This window comes from Truepera radiovictrix DSM 17093, assembly GCF_000092425.1.
GTDB lineage: Bacteria > Deinococcota > Deinococci > Deinococcales > Trueperaceae > Truepera > Truepera radiovictrix.
In genome coordinates this window covers 2722628-2736287 of record NC_014221.1, presented here as the reverse complement: position 1 = coordinate 2736287, position 13660 = coordinate 2722628, and the positions used below count along the sequence as shown (strand labels likewise).

Annotated in this window: 16 protein-coding genes; 11 read left to right on the top strand and 5 right to left on the bottom strand. The window is 69.1% G+C overall.

Going from position 1 to position 13660, the window contains the following annotated elements; translation table 11 throughout:
* Positions 1–633 (top strand): response regulator, encoded by a 633-nt coding sequence (locus tag TRAD_RS12505; protein ID WP_013178977.1) that lies wholly within the window; start codon positions 1–3, stop codon positions 631–633.
* 276 nt (positions 634–909) lie between these two features.
* Here the strand turns inward: TRAD_RS12505 and TRAD_RS12500 are convergent, their stop codons facing one another.
* Positions 910–1614 (bottom strand): LOG family protein, encoded by a 705-nt coding sequence (locus TRAD_RS12500; RefSeq protein ID WP_013178976.1) that lies wholly within the window; start codon positions 1612–1614, stop codon positions 910–912.
* A gap of 82 nt (positions 1615–1696) precedes the next feature.
* Between TRAD_RS12500 and TRAD_RS12495 the strand changes: the two genes are divergently transcribed.
* A complete protein-coding gene (locus TRAD_RS12495) occupies positions 1697–1945 on the top strand; it encodes a hypothetical protein (RefSeq protein WP_013178975.1) in 249 nt (82 codons plus the stop codon).
* Positions 1946–1962: 17 nt separating this feature from the next.
* Here TRAD_RS12495 and TRAD_RS12490 read toward each other — a convergent pair whose 3' ends face one another.
* The gene (locus TRAD_RS12490) at positions 1963–2604 is read right to left on the bottom strand and encodes a DUF2270 domain-containing protein (protein ID WP_013178974.1); all 642 of its coding nucleotides are present in this window, start codon (positions 2602–2604) and stop codon (positions 1963–1965) included.
* 122 nt (positions 2605–2726) lie between these two features.
* Between TRAD_RS12490 and TRAD_RS12485 the strand changes: the two genes are divergently transcribed.
* On the top strand, positions 2727–3155 hold the full coding sequence (locus TRAD_RS12485) for an acyl-CoA thioesterase (RefSeq protein WP_013178973.1): 429 nt from the start codon (positions 2727–2729) through the stop codon (positions 3153–3155).
* 148 nt (positions 3156–3303) lie between these two features.
* Positions 3304–3960: a hypothetical protein gene (locus tag TRAD_RS12480; protein ID WP_148221249.1), complete on the top strand. Its 657-nt coding sequence runs from the start codon at positions 3304–3306 to the stop codon at positions 3958–3960.
* Positions 3961–4010: 50 nt separating this feature from the next.
* Here the strand turns inward: TRAD_RS12480 and TRAD_RS12475 are convergent, their stop codons facing one another.
* Entirely contained in the window at positions 4011–6308 is a 2298-nt protein-coding gene (locus tag TRAD_RS12475) for an endonuclease MutS2 (protein ID WP_013178971.1), read from the bottom strand.
* A gap of 139 nt (positions 6309–6447) precedes the next feature.
* Between TRAD_RS12475 and ruvA the strand changes: the two genes are divergently transcribed.
* Together ruvA and TRAD_RS12465 are read left to right on the top strand one after the other, a co-directional pair.
* Positions 6448–7041, top strand: coding sequence for a Holliday junction branch migration protein RuvA (gene ruvA / locus TRAD_RS12470; RefSeq protein ID WP_041947290.1), 594 nt, complete (start codon positions 6448–6450; stop codon positions 7039–7041).
* A 244-nt stretch (positions 7042–7285) separates the two neighbouring features.
* A complete protein-coding gene (locus TRAD_RS12465; protein WP_185095170.1) occupies positions 7286–8248 on the top strand; it encodes a peptidoglycan-binding domain-containing protein in 963 nt (320 codons plus the stop codon).
* Between the two features lie 140 nt (positions 8249–8388).
* On the opposite strand, the gene ald is transcribed toward TRAD_RS12465, so the two are convergent.
* Together ald and truB are read right to left on the bottom strand one after the other, a co-directional pair.
* Entirely contained in the window at positions 8389–9516 is a 1128-nt protein-coding gene (ald, locus tag TRAD_RS12460; protein WP_013178968.1) for an alanine dehydrogenase, read from the bottom strand.
* Positions 9517–9630: 114 nt separating this feature from the next.
* Positions 9631–10536 carry a tRNA pseudouridine(55) synthase TruB gene (truB, locus tag TRAD_RS12455; RefSeq protein ID WP_013178967.1) on the bottom strand — a complete coding sequence of 302 codons (906 nt, stop codon included), beginning with the start codon at positions 10534–10536 and terminating at the stop codon, positions 9631–9633.
* 92 nt (positions 10537–10628) lie between these two features.
* On the opposite strand from truB, the gene TRAD_RS12450 reads away from it, so the two are divergent.
* From TRAD_RS12450 to TRAD_RS12430, 5 genes are all read left to right on the top strand, one after another.
* Complete coding sequence (locus TRAD_RS12450; protein ID WP_013178966.1) at positions 10629–10910, top strand: helix-turn-helix transcriptional regulator; 282 nt, start codon at positions 10629–10631, stop codon at positions 10908–10910.
* Positions 10911–10944: 34 nt separating this feature from the next.
* Positions 10945–11409, top strand: coding sequence for a hypothetical protein (locus TRAD_RS12445; RefSeq protein WP_013178965.1), 465 nt, complete (start codon positions 10945–10947; stop codon positions 11407–11409).
* The gene (locus TRAD_RS12440) at positions 11406–11855 is read left to right on the top strand and encodes a hypothetical protein (protein WP_013178964.1); all 450 of its coding nucleotides are present in this window, start codon (positions 11406–11408) and stop codon (positions 11853–11855) included. Before TRAD_RS12445 ends, TRAD_RS12440 begins: the two co-directional genes overlap by 4 nt.
* Before the next feature lie 129 nt (positions 11856–11984).
* Positions 11985–12455, top strand: coding sequence for a hypothetical protein (locus TRAD_RS16400; RefSeq protein ID WP_013178963.1), 471 nt, complete (start codon positions 11985–11987; stop codon positions 12453–12455).
* Positions 12456–12516: 61 nt separating this feature from the next.
* Positions 12517–13653 (top strand): glycosyltransferase family 2 protein, encoded by a 1137-nt coding sequence (locus TRAD_RS12430; RefSeq protein ID WP_013178962.1) that lies wholly within the window; start codon positions 12517–12519, stop codon positions 13651–13653.
* Positions 13654–13660 lie beyond the last annotated feature (7 nt).

Genomic DNA, 13660 nt, shown 5'->3' with positions numbered 1-13660 from the left:
ATGATCCGCGTGCTCTTGGTAGACGACCAGACGCTGGTGCGGCAGGGCATCCGCAGCCTCTTAGAGCTGTCCCCCGAGATGCAGGTCGTCGGTGAGGCGGCGGACGGCGAGGCGGCGTTGGGGCTCATCGCCGAAACGGCCCCGGACGTGGTGCTTCTCGACCTGCGGATGCCCAAGCTGGACGGCCTCGGGGTGCTGCGCGCGCTTGCCCATCCGCCGCCCACGCTGATCCTGACCACCTTTGACGACGACGCGCTCGTCCTTGACGGCCTGCGTGCCGGTGCCAAGGGCTACCTCCTCAAGGACGTGTCCTTGGAGCAGCTCGTCACGGCGGTGCGGACCCTGGCGGCGGGCGGAACGCTTGTGCAGCCCGCCGTCACCGAGCGCGTCTTGCGTGGGCTGTCGGGTGTGCCGCGCGACTACCCCAGCTTGGAGACCCCCGACCCCCTGACGGGCCGCGAGCGCGAGGTCGTGCGCCTCATGGCGGGGGGCTACTCGAACCGGGAGATCGCGCTCGCGCTTCATATAAGCCAGGGGACGGTCAAAAACCATGTCTCGTCGGTTCTTTCAAAGCTCGGCGTGCGCGACCGGACGCGGGCGGTCTTGAAGGCGCTCGAGCTGGGTTACGTGTAAGCGTTTGTCTTAGAGCCATACCCGCTTACGTCATTGCGTTCTGTCCGAAGGTTGGTCGCGCAGCTCCAGATTGTAAAGCGTACGAAGTCGGGCGAAGCCTCGGCCGTAGGCCGAAGCAGTCTCGTCTTGCTGCGCTACCACTAGAGGTTGCAAGTAGAGATTGCAAGCAGTGTCCGAGCAGCTCTCAGCCGCAGGCTAGCGGAACGGCTTCGCCAGAGGTGGGCACCGCTTACGCTCGCAATGACATGGCGTGTTTTTGGAACACGTTCTCGTGTGCTAAGGCACCTCGAACCCCGCGTGCGACGCGCTTTGGTAGTAGGCGCTGATCTCGTCGGGGATGTTGGCGGTGTCGTCCACCAGCTTGAGGAGGTCTAAGTCCTTCGCCGCGATCGTGCCCGCCGCCAGCAGCGTGTCCCGCAGCCAGTCCGTCAGCCCCTGCCAGTAGCTCACCCCGACCAGATAGACCGGAAAGGGGTGGATCTTGCGCGTCTGCACCAGGGTGAGCGCCTCGAAGAGCTCGTCGATGGTGCCGAAGCCGCCGGGAAAGACGACAAACGCCGAGGAGTACTTGACCAACATCACCTTGCGGACGAAAAAGTAGCGGAACTTAAGCTCGGTGGTCTGATAGGGGTTGGGCCCCTGCTCAAAGGGCAGGTCGATATTGAGCCCGACGCTCTTGCCCTGCGCCTCGAAGGCCCCTTTGTTGCCCGCTTCCATGATGCCGGGGCCGCCCCCCGTAATCACCGTGTACCCTGCGCGCGCGAGGTCGCGCCCCAGGCTTTCGGCTTGGCGGTAGTAGGGGTGTTCGGGTCCCAGCCGCGCCGAACCGAAGATGGTGACGGCTTTTTGCACCCCGCTCATCTCTTCAAAGCCCTGGACAAACTCCCCCATGATGCGAAAGAGGCGCCACGATTCGGCCGCGAGCGCGTCGATGACGTACTGCTGCTCCGGTTTGCCTCGCTCCTGCTCGATGCGGTCCATGGCGCATCGTACCGCACGCCGTGGACGCGCGTGCGGTAGCCTCCGCCGTTGCTCGCAGTTAGAGGGCGCGCTAGGGTGAAGTGTGGACGCTCGAGACATCGTCGAACTGGCAGACGCCTACAAGCTCCGCCTCTTTGACCGGTTGCGCGACAGGCTCCCCGAACGTCTCCGGGCGTTTCGGGGCGACGCCCTCAAGGGCCAGGCGGCAGACGTGCTCACCTACGCGTATCTCCAAGGGGTGCAAGACGCGCTAGACGCTTTTGACATGGCGGAGCTGCTGCGGCTCATCGCCCGAGAGAGCGGCGCTGCCGGGCCGGGGTTACAAGCCTAGCGCCCCCGCGCTCGCTTTTAGTCCGCCTCGAGCGGGTAGGTCTGGCTGCCGAACAGGGCGAGGAGCACGAGGCCCACGTAGAACGCTCCGACCGCCGCCCAGACCGCACCCCCAGGGAGGGGTCCAACCCGCGCGGCGGCGAGAAGCGGTTGTAAAGCGCCCGTCACCGCCTCGCCCGAGGTGATCGCCAACTTGCCGACCCAAGCGGCGACGAGCGCCGCGTAGAGCCAGAGGTAGTTGCGCCGCAGCCGCCAACCGAGGGCGCTCGCCCAGGAGATCGGGGGTTGCGGCTCTTCAAGGCTCTGCAGAAGCCGCGTGGGCCAATCGGTAACCCACGTGGCGCCCAGCTGCTCGGCGAAAAAGCCCCGTTCAAAGAGCCGCACGCGTTGGTGCGACACCTCGTAGACGCGAAAGCGGCGCGCCTCCAGGGTGAGGAAAAAGAGCGTCAGCAGCATCGCGAAAAGGAGGGCGGCGTGCGATAAGGCGCCGTTGCCGAGCACGAAGGTGACGATGCCCGCGTTTGTCACGATCGCCCAGTTCGTCGTGGTGTCGAGGCGGACGCGGTAGAGCGCCATGCGGCCCAGCTCGCCGCGGTAGAGGTGGATAAGGCTGTTGACCGTGTTCGTGTCTCTGAGGTTGGGGGGTTTGGTAGGCGTCATAGCGGGTGCGGGGACTAAGCGGGGTGGGGCCGGCCCATGCGGCAGCGGGTCGCCACAGGGGTAGTATGGCACGCGGCCGCGTGACACGCGCTTGGCGACCGCCAGAACGTAGAGTGGGGGAGATGGAAGGCAACGTCAAAAACCGCTTCGCACACACCGTCAGCGTAGCGCCCGCCGACATCGACGAGCTCGGCCACGTCAACAACACCGTCTACTTGCGCTACGCCGAGGAGGTGGCGCGGGCGCACTCCGAGCGGCAGGGGCTCTCGCTCGCCGCCTATCAGGCGCTCGGGGTGGTGCCGGTGGTGCGGCAGCACCGCATCACCTACTTCCAATCGGCCGTCTTGGGGGACGCGCTCAGCGTCGAGACGCGGGTACAGGCGTTTTCGGGGGCGCGCGCGGGCCGCCACACCCGCATCTACCGCGAGCGCGACCGCGCTCTCCTTGCCGAGGTCGAGACCGACTGGGTGTGGGTGAGCGCCGCGCGCGGGCGACCGACGCGGGCGCCGGCGGCGATCCTAGAGGCGTTCGGGGTCTCGGCGGAAGGGTGAAGGTTTGGTGAAGCCCGGCAGTACCCTACGGGGGTAGGCTAAGCGCACGCCCCACGGGGTGGTGTTGGGGTGCACGAGGGGGTAGCTGGTGCGCGATACCTGCCGAGACACGTACCGAAACCTTCGCCGAAACGCGCGGGTCATCATCTTGGCCAGCCTGCTCGTCGCCCTGAGCGCGTGTGCGCCGGTCATCTGGGGGCGCGCGCCCCAACCGCTCGAGCCCGGTCAGCGCGAGACGCGTGTCGCGCTGGGCTACCCCACGCCGCTGACGGCGGTCGCGCCGTGCACGGGGATGCCGCCCAACCCCGACTGCGCTACCGGTATCGTCGCCCCGGGGTACTGGCCGGTAGCGACGCCGGTGCAGCTCAACCTCGCGCGCGGCGTCGCCGAGGGCCGCACCACCAACCTCACCGCGCTGCTCGTTCCCTACGCGTCGTTCCCCGCCCCGGGCCTCCGCTACGGGGCGACCGAGCGGCTCGGCGCGGGGCCTTTCGCGCTCGACTACGGCGCCGCCCTTTTCGTGTCGAACGCCGCGCTAGACCTCGGGGTCTCGGCGGCGACGCCCCTCGGGGCGGCCGAGCTCTACGGCGCGCTGCGCGGCCTCGGCACCCTCTCCTGGTTGGGCGAACCCGGGCTCGCCGGCGCCGGTACCCTCACGCTCGGCGTGCAGGTCCCCGTGTCGGACGCGCAGCGCGTGTTCGCCGAGCTCACGCTGCAGGGGGCCACCTTCAACGGGTTCGGGCCACGCGAGGGGGTGCAGCCCATCGGCTTCTGGCTCGTGCCCGCGCTAGGCGTCGCTTTCTGACGTTCCAAGCGACTTTGTAGGTGAACGTAAAGGCCGGTGCCAGGAGCGACTCAGCGCCGCAGGTGCGCGACCGTCACCCCGTGGCCCCCCTCGTAGGGGGGGGCGTCCTCGAAGCGCTCGACCCGTTTGTCGTCTTTAAGAAAGCTCCGCACCACGTCGCGCAGGGTACCGGTGCCCTTGCCGTGGAGGATGCGGACGCGCTCGGCCTTAAGCGCGTGCGCCTCGAGCAAAAAGTCGCGCAGCTTGTCGAGCGCCGCCTCGACCCGTTCGCCGCGGATATTGAGCTCGCTCTCGAAGCGCGCCGGCGCGCTGTAGCCACCCCCCGCGCCGCGCTGGGGTTTGGGCGCTCTGTCGAGCCTTACGCCGCTTTTGGGCACCGTCACCTTGAGGAGGCCGAGCTGCACCACGACGTCGTCGCCGCGCAGCTCCAGCACCTGGCCCTTGGCGCCGTACGCCTCGACGAAGACCGTCGCGCCCGGCGCTAGCGCCGGTTTCGGGGCGGGGCCTTTGGCCTTCGGGGTGCGGTGCGGGGTGCGCGCCTGCACCTCCTTGCGCAGCCTCTGAAGCTCGCTGAGCGCGCGCGGCCTCGCTTCGGGGTCGGTGGTGGCGGTGCGCTTGAGCTCCTTGGCGCGCTGCAACGTCTCCTGCAAAAGTTCGTCGGCCCGCGCGGCGGCGGCGGCCAAAACCTCCCCCTCGCGCTCGCGTAGGCGCTCGATCTGCTCGCGCAGCACCGCGGCCTCGCGCGCGGCGACCTCGCGCGCGGCGGCGAGCTCGTCGCGCTCGGCCTGAAGCGCCTCGCGCTGGCGCTCGAGGGTCTGCAAGAGCGTCTCCAGCGCCGCCCCCTCGGGCCCGAGGATGTCGTGAGCGCGCGCGAGGAGCGCTTCGGGCAGCCCCAAGCGCTCGGCGATGGCGAGCGCGTAGCTCCGGCCCGGTTGCCCGACCATGAGCTCGAAGCGCGGCGAGAGCGCCCCGACGTCAAAGCTCATGGCGGCGTTTTGCACCCCCGGGGTCTGCGACGCGAAGACCTTGAGGGGCGCGAGGTGGGTGTTGATGAGGCCGCGCGCCCCGCTCTCCAAAAGCCGCTCCACAATAGCTTGCGAGAGCGCCGCCCCCTCGTCGGGGTCGGTGCCGGAGCCGAGTTCGTCGACCAGCACGAGCACGTCCGGCGCCGCCGCTTCGACGATGGCTCTCAGGTTTCTAAGGTGCCCGGCGTAGGTGCTGAGGCTCGCCTCGATGCTCTGTTCGTCGCCGATGTCGGTCAAAAGCGCCCGGAAAGGGGGGAGCGTGGCCGTTTCGGCGGCGACGAAGAGCCCGCTGCGTGCCATCACGGCGGCGAGCCCGAGGGTCTTGAGGAGCACCGTCTTCCCGCCGGCGTTGGGGCCGGTGACGATGAGCAGGCGCCGCTCGGCGTCCAGCTCGAGGGTGTTCGGCACGCACCCGTCGACCAGGGGGTGACGGGCGCGGGTGAGCCGCACGGCGCCCGAGGTGTCGAAGCTTGGCTTGGTGAGCCGCCAGTCCTTGGCGAGCCGCGCGCTCGCCGCGACCACGTCGAGCTCGGCGAGCGCCTCGAGCGTCCCCTCGAGCGCCGGTTCAAACGCCAGGCGCTGCCCGAGCGCCACCAGGATGCGCCGCACCTCGTCGCGCTCCTCGAACTCCAAAAGCGCCAGCTCGTTATTCAAGGGGACCACCGACTGCGGTTCGATAAAGACCGTCGCCCCCGAGTCGGAGGTGTCGAGGACGATGCCCGGCACCCGCGACTGCGCCGAAGCGCGCACCGGGATCACGTAGCGGTCGCGCCGCAGGGTGATGAGCCCCTCCTGGACGTAATCGGCGTAGCGCCCCAAGAGCTCCTGCAGGCGCTCGCGGATGCGGCCGCGCAGTGGGTTTAGCCGCCTGCGGATCTCGCGCAGCTTGGGCGTCGCGTCGTCGCGCACCCGGCCGTCCGGGTCGAGCTGTTCGCGCACGAGCCGAAGCGCGCCGCTAAAGCTGCCGAGCCGTGCGGCGAGCTCGGCGAGCGCCGGGCGTTCCGAAGCGAGGACCGCGCGCTTGATGGTGCCGGCGGCGTCCATGGTGTAGGCGATCTCCAAGAGCTCGAGCCCCTCTAGCACCTGCCCCTCCTTGATGCGCGCGATGAGGGGCCGGATGTCGCTTACCCCGCCCAAGGAGAGCTCGGGGCCCGAGAGCGCCTCGGACACCCGCGCCCACGCCCGCTCGGCCGCGGCGGGCTCGAGCGTGGGGGAGACGGCGAGGGCGCGCTCGACCCCCAAGGGTGAGGCGGCGCGCGCGGCGAGCGCCCCCTGGACGCGGGGGAAGTCGAGCTTGTGGAGCGTGGTGGCCGTGACGTTCACGAGGAGGGATTATACGGGTTTGGAGGGGCGTTTTGGCGCTTAGGCTTACCCAGACCGGCGAGGGCAAAAGGGCTGCACGCGCGCCCAGCACGTCGGGGAGGGGGCGTTGGCGGAGTCCTTGGAGGGCTACACTAATAAGGTGATCGCCTACCTAGACGGAGTCGTCGCCGAGATCCGGGCGGGGAGCCTGATCGTGCAAGCGGGCGCCTTTGGGCTCGAGGTCTTCGCCCCCAAGCCCACGCTGATGGTCTGCCGCGTGGGCTCGGCGGTGCGGCTGCACACCTACTTTCTGGTCAAAGAGGAGCTTCTGGCGCTCTACGGCTTTCACGACCGGGACCTGCACACCCTCTTTACCCACCTGATCGGCGTCTCGGGGGTGGGGCCCAAGCTCGCCCTGGCGCTCCTGTCATCGATGCAGACGCCACTACTTGCCGGAGCGATCTTGCAAGGGGATGCGGGGCTGTTGGCGAGCACCCCGGGGGTGGGCAAAAAGATGGCCGAGCGCATCATCTTGGACCTCAAAAACAAGCTACCCGAGGAGCTTTTGGCCCCCGGCGCGCGCGGCAAGGTGACGACCCTCTCCTCACCGGCCGCCGAGGACGCCGTAGGGGCGCTTTTGGCGCTCGGCTACCGCGAGACGCAGGTCAAAGGGGTCGTGGCGCAGCTCGCCCTCAAAGAGCCCGAGGCGGGCGCGGAGACCCTCATTCGCAAGGCGCTCGCGCAGCTGCGGTAAGCCCGGCGCGTCGCGAAGGCGAAAGGGGTCTCCGCGCCCGACGCTACGACTGGGCCTGCGGCCCTACACGGCCGGGCGTGACGAGCGGCTGACGGCTTTTTGTTAACGTTTGCTATCCTTGTGCCGGGCGTTCCAGCTGGGCCAAAGAGGGTGCGGGTGCTGCTGGCTACCCCAAAATGGTCTAAGGAGGAAAGCTGTGCGACAAACCATCGACCCTTTGTCGTTACGCGTAAGGGCCCTGCGTGTGAGGGTGTGGGGAGGCGTCCTCATCACCCTCGTGGCGCTCCTGGGCGGGTGCGCCGACCTGCGTGGGGGGGAGCTCGGCCCCCAGGCGACCTGGCCGACGGTGCGGCGTGGCGACGCGGGCCGCACCGTGGTCACGGTGCAGTACCTGCTGCGTCACCACGGGGGCAACCTCAGCGTCGACGGCAGCTTCGGGAGCGCTACCGAGAGCGCCGTGAGGAGCTTTCAGAGCGCTCGCAACCTTACGGTGGACGGCGTCGTCGGGCCGAGCACGTGGGGCGCGCTCATCACCGTGGTGCGCCGCGGCGACAACAACAACGCCGTGCGGGCGGTGCAAGACCAGCTCGCCAACCGTTACGGCTACGCGCTCGCCGTCGACGGGGTCTTCGGGCCGGCGACCGAGGCTGCGGTCAAGAGCTTTCAAGCGTCATGGGGGCTGGCCCAAGACGGCGTGGTGGGGCCGAGCACGTGGAACGCCCTGGTGACCAACGTGGGCGGGGGGACGGACCGCGCCGGTCTCGCGCAGCGCATTTTAGCGAGCGGCAACATCACGCTGTGGCCCTACAGCCCGGTGAGCAGCAGCTCGAGCGACGGGGCGGACGCGCGCAGCAACATCCGTGACACCGCGAGCGGCGGCCCAGCGCGGCGCTCGTCGTACGGGACCGCGCCGGGCGGCAGCGTCTACTTGGACCCGCGGATGCTTAGCGGGATGCTGAGAGCGGCTGAGACCTACCGCTTCCGCGTGACCTCCATCGCCGGAGGGTCGCACTCGGCGACGTCGCGCCACTACGCGGGGCTGGCGTACGACACGGACGTCATCAACGGCGTCAGCGTCGGGGCGCGTGGGCGTGACGCGGTGGTCGCTGGGTTTATGCGGCTCTGCCGTGAGCTCGGCGCCGACGAGGTGTTGGGGCCGGGGGACGCGGGGCACTGGGGCCACGTGCACTGCGCCTGGCCGCGGTAGGGTGGCCGCCAAAGGTACAAACCAGATCAGGAAACCACATAAGGTGGTGCGGCCCAAACCGCACCACCTTAAAGCCACCACCTTAAAAGCTTTGGGAGAGCTCTGGGTGAGCTTTGGGTAACACCGGGTCGGGGCCCGCGTCAGGCCAGCAGCGGCGCCTCGGCGAGCGCGGTCTCCGGCGCCACGGTCGCGATGCCGAACGCTTCCCCGACGGCTTTGTAGGTCAGCTGCCCCTTGTGGGTGTTGAGCCCCTGCAGCAGGGCGCGGTCCTCGTGAAGCGCCCCTAGGCCCTTTTCGGCGAGCGCGAGGGTGTAGGGCAGCGTCTGGTTGGAGAGCGCGACCGTGCTCGTGTTGGGTACCGCCCCCGGCATGTTGGCGACGCCGTAGTGAACCACCCCGTCGACCACGTAGGTGGGTTCGTCGTGGGTGGTCGGGCGGATCGTCTCGATGCACCCCCCCTGATCGACGGCGACGTCGACGATGACGCTCCCGCGCTTCATGGTCGCGAGCATCTCGCGGGTGACGAGGTGCGGCGCTTTGGCGCCGGGGATGAGCACCGCCCCGATCAGCAAGTCGGCGCGCTGCACGGCCTCGGCGATGTTGCCCGGGTTGCTGGCCAGGGTCTGCACGCGCCCGCCGAAGACGTCGTCGAGGTACTGCAGCCGCGCGTGCGAGATGTCCATGATGCTCACCCGCGCGCCCAGACCGAGAGCGATCTTCGCGGCGTTTGTCCCGACGACGCCGCCCCCCAAGATGACGACCTCACCCGCTTGGACCCCCGGTACACCCCCCAAGAGGACCCCGCGACCCCCCAGAAAGCGCTCCAAGTGGTACGCGCCGACCTGCGGGGCCATGCGCCCGGCGACCTCGCTCATGGGCGTGAGCAGCGGCAGCGTCCCGTTGGGGAGCTGCACCGTCTCGTAGGCGATGGCGGTCGTTCCGGCGGCCAAGAGCGCCTCGGTGAGAGGTCTGTCGGCGGCGAGGTGGAGGTAGGTAAAGAGCAGCAGGTCGTCGCGTAAAAAGCCGTACTCCTGCGCCACGGGCTCTTTGACCTTGAGGACCATCTCCTGCGCCCACGCCTCCGCCGCGCTCCCGACGATGCGCGCGCCCGCCGCTTCGTAGGCGGCGTCCTCGAACGAGCTGCCCTCGCCCGCGCCGCTCTCGACCACGACCGTGTGCCCGCGCTTGACGAGCGCCCCCACGATGCCGGGGGTGGCCGAGACGCGGTACTCGTGCCGTTTGACCTCTTTGGGGATACCGATATTCATAGCTACACTCCTGTATACGGAACTAGCCCCAGTTTATGTCAGGCGCGCGCGCCTGTATACGCCCCGCATTGGGTTGCCAGACAACGCCCCTGTGGGGTTGACGGCGACGCGCCGTTACACCCACACCCGCAGCAGTTTAAGCCGGCCTTCCTGGCGTTCGGCGACGGCGACGAGCTGGCCCTCGGGGTCGACGAGGCCGACGCGGGCACCGACGTCGAGCGCCTCACGCAGCGCGGGGGGTTGGCCCTGCCGCACCCGCAGCGCCTCCTGTTGGCTGAGCGTGAGCAAGGGGTAGGGGAGCGCGTCGGCGAGGGGGCGACCCGCGGCCTCGCCGAGCGCGGTTAGGGGGAGCGCGTCGGCGAGGGAAAACCGCCCCGCGCGCGTCCGGACGAGGCCGGCGAGGTGGGCGGGGACGCCGAGCGCGGCGCCGAGATCCCTGGCGAAGGCGCGGACGTAGGTGCCGGCTCGCACCTCGAGCTTAAGGAGCGCTGTGGGGAGAGCGCCGAGCGGTTCGGGTAGGGTCGCGGGGACGGGGCTAGGCAGGGCGTCGCGGGTGGGGGCGAAGCCGAGCAGCTCGAGCCGCCGGTACCCCGCCGGCCGCGCGCCGAGCTCGAGCGCCTCCCCGCGTCGCGCCGCTTCATACCCCTTGACCCCGCCCCGCTTGACCGCCGAGTACTGCGGCGGCCTCTGCTCGGTGAGCGCTAAAAAGGGCGGCAGCGCCGCCGCGACGCGTTCGGCCGTGAGCTGCGAGGCGTCGCCCGTCTCGCTGATGGGCCCCTCGGTGTCCAAGGTCGGGGTGCTCGCGCCGAACGCGACCCACGCCAGGTACGCCTTGTCCGAGCCGCTCAGAAAGGGGGAGAGCTTGGTCGCCTCGTGGGTGAGCAGCACGAGCACCCCCGTCGCGAGCGGGTCGAGCGTCCCCGCGTGGCCGACCTGACGCGTCCTAAGCGCCTTGCGCGCGTGCGCGACCACGTCGTGCGAGGTGAGCCCCAAGGGTTTATCGACGATGTAGACGGGCATGGCGCATTGTACCGACCCGCGACACTTTCGGTTGGACTTGACATTCTGTTGTAGATGTACAACAATACGTATCAAGCAAATAAGGAGGTGATGTGCCGACCCAGAAAACCACCATCTACAACCGCCTGGCCGTGTTGCGCGCCGAGCGGGGGCTCTCGCGGCAAGCGCTCGCGGACGCCGTGGGGGTGAACTACCAAACCATCGGTTACTTGGAGCGCGGCGACTACAACCCCAGCCTCGAGCTCGCCTTTCGCTTCGCCAAGCTTTTCGGGCTGCCGATCGAGGCGATTTTTTCGACGGAGCCGCTGAAACCTTTGAGCGAATCGCTCTACGCCCACCGCAACGGCGAGGCCAGCGACGACCCCGACCGCTGACCCGGCACCGCCGCAGCTACCCCAAAGGAGAGAGATGACCTCACCACGCACGACCGCCTACCGAGCGCTCTCACGCCGCCAGCGGCGCGCGCTCGTACTCGCCTCCGCCGCCGTGCTCGCCGCCGGGGTGCTCGTCGCGCTCGCAGGGGTGAGCGGGCTGGCGCTCTGGGCGCTCATCGGGTGCTACGCGCTCGGCAGCGCGGGGCTCAGCTGGAGCGTCGGTTTCGTCGATGCGCTCCCCGACCGCGCGCTCGACGAGCGCCAGCAGGCGGTGCGCGACCGCGCCCACCGCGCCGCCTACCCCGCCGTGAGCTGGTACGTGCTCGCGCTGCTTGCGCTCCTGGGGGGCTACCCGGCGGCCTTTACGGGCCCTTGGCGGATGCTCGTCGCCGCCGCGGGGCTCGCCGCCCTGATGCTCCCGACGTGGATCGTCGCTTGGCTCGAGCCCGACCCCACCCCGGATGAGCCGGACGCCTTGAGTGCGGAGCGGACTTCGTGACGCTCTTTTTACCCCGTGCGCTGCGCCGCCTCGTCGTACTCGCGCAGTGGCTCGTGTCGCTGCCGCTAGTTTTATGGGCGCTACTCTTCGGTCTGCCCACTTGGCTCTGGATGGGGGGTCTTGCACTCTCCCTGCTGCTCAGCGTGTGGCTCGACCGCGCGACGGGACGCGTCGTCCATCTCGGTCACGCGCGCCTCGATGAGCGCCAGCGCGCCTTTAAGGCGCATGTCTACTTTCGGGCGTACCGGGCGCTCTGTTTGGTGATCGCCGCGCTTGTCGCCATCTGTCTCCTTTTTGAACCAGCGACTCCGCCAACGTCTACGGAGGTGTACAGGGCTGCTTTTGTCTTTCTGCTCTTCGCCGCTGGTTGGTTGCCGCTGTCGCTAACCGCCTGGCTCGAGCCCGACCCGCCCACTGAGGAGCTTTCTCGTCCGTCAAAGGCGTAGATCCATGCTACCGAAAGCTTCCCTAGCCCTCACCTCTCGGGGCTGCAGCGCGCCGCGCCGGAAGCCTGGATCTCGAGCCCGCTGTGACGCGGTAACGTCTGCGCGTCCGCGCCGAAGGAGTGTGCGCCTATGCATCGTGGTGTTCACCTCTGGACATCCCGTTTCGTTCGCCGCATCAGCGTCGTGGGTACATACGTTTCCTACCTTCTACTCGTGCTCCTCTGGGAGCCCAGCAAAGCGCTCGGTGGCGCGGGGTTCGCCCTTCTTTTGCTGCTCGGCCTACTGACGGTACTCGGTTACGTGCTGATCTGCGTGTTTCAGCTCGTCCTGCTTTGGCCGCAACCGGGGGGGATGCTCGACGAGCGGCAGCTCGCCGTAAGAGACCGCGCGTTTCGCGTCTCGTTCTGGGTGCTTAGCGCGAGCGTCTTGTTTGCAGCGCTTTACGGCTACCTCGCCGCGGATAGTGGGCTGTTTTGGCTGCCGCAAACCTCGAGCGAACGGCAGGCCGTCTTCTGGGGCGTCTGGCTGTTCGTAACGACGCTGCCCGCAGCGGTGCTCTGCTGGCTCGAGCCCGACGTGCCCTTCGAGCCCGCCCCCTAACCCACGTGCACTCCGTAGCCCCCGCCCCGCGCGACCCTCGCGGGGCGATTATGCTGGGGGGGTGCTCCCGCTCGCCGCGATCACCCTGCTGCTGTGGGTCGCCCTGAGCCTCGACTGGTTCTGGGGCATGCGCCGCGTGCCGCACCTGCGCGCGCACCCCCAGACCCGGGCGCTCCCCACCCTGACGGTCGTCGTCCCCGCGCTCAACGAAGAGGCGACGATTCGCGCGGGGCTCACCTCGGTGCTCGAGCAAGACTATCCGGGGCTCGAGGTCGTCGCCCTCAACGACCGTTCAACCGACCGCACGGGGGAGATCTTAGAGGCGCTGCGCGCGCAGCACCCGCAGCTCCGGGTGCTCCACGTGTCGCGGCTCCCCGAAGGGTGGCTCGGTAAAAATCACGCCCTGTGGCGCGGGGCGCAGGTGGCGCGCGGCGAGTGGCTGCTTTTCACCGACGCCGACGTGCAGTTCGCGCCGGGGGCGCTGCGCGCGGCGGTGGCGTTCGCCCAGGACGCGGGCCTAGACCACCTCGCGGCGCTCCCACGGATGGTCGCGAAAAGCCCCTGGCTGGGGTCGTTCGTCGCCGTGTTCACGCTCCTGTTCGGTTTCTATAGCGGCCTCTGGCGGGTCGCGCGGCCGCGCTCAAAGCGTTTTGTCGGCATCGGCGCCTTTAACCTCCTCAAGCGCTCGGTGTATGGCGCCATCGGCGGGCACCGCCCCATCGCGCTGCGGCCCGATGACGACATGATGCTCGGCAAACTCGTCAAGCGCGCGGGCTTTCGCCAGGGGGTGGTGCTGGCCCCCGAGCTCATGCGGGTCGCGTGGTACGGGAGCGTAGGTGAGGCGATCCGCGGCCTGCGCAAAAACGCCTTCGCGGGTTTTGCGTACTCCCCCGCCTGGCTGCTGCTGGCGCTCGCGGGGCTCCTGGTGACCCACATCCTCCCCTTCGCCGCGGTGCTGATGACCTCGGGGCTGACGCGGCTGCTTTACGCGCTGGTCCTGCTCAACATCGCGCTCGTCTACCGCTACAACGCCCGCCTCTGCAAGCTGCCGGCGTGGTACGCCCTGCTGCACCCTTTTGGGGTCGCCGTGCTGAGCTACGCGGCGCTGGCGTCGATGCTGCGGGCGCTGCGCTACGGGGGGATCACCTGGCGCGGGACCTTTTACCCGCTCGAGCAGCTCAAGCGCAACCGGGTGTGAGGGGCCC

Excerpts from the sequence above, each read along its gene's own strand:
- TRAD_RS12490 (WP_013178974.1), bottom strand. The coding sequence starts at position 2,604 with ATGACGCCTACCAAACCCCCCAACCTCAGAGACACGAACACGGTCAAC.
- truB (WP_013178967.1), bottom strand. The coding sequence starts at position 10,536 with ATGCCCGTCTACATCGTCGATAAACCCTTGGGGCTCACCTCGCACGAC.
- TRAD_RS12485 (WP_013178973.1), top strand. The coding sequence starts at position 2,727 with ATGGAAGGCAACGTCAAAAACCGCTTCGCACACACCGTCAGCGTAGCG.
- ald (WP_013178968.1), bottom strand. The coding sequence starts at position 9,516 with ATGAATATCGGTATCCCCAAAGAGGTCAAACGGCACGAGTACCGCGTC.
- TRAD_RS12505 (WP_013178977.1), top strand. The coding sequence starts at position 1 with ATGATCCGCGTGCTCTTGGTAGACGACCAGACGCTGGTGCGGCAGGGC.
- TRAD_RS12500 (WP_013178976.1), bottom strand. The coding sequence starts at position 1,614 with ATGGACCGCATCGAGCAGGAGCGAGGCAAACCGGAGCAGCAGTACGTC.
- TRAD_RS12445 (WP_013178965.1), top strand. The coding sequence starts at position 10,945 with ATGACCTCACCACGCACGACCGCCTACCGAGCGCTCTCACGCCGCCAG.
- TRAD_RS16400 (WP_013178963.1), top strand. The coding sequence starts at position 11,985 with ATGCATCGTGGTGTTCACCTCTGGACATCCCGTTTCGTTCGCCGCATC.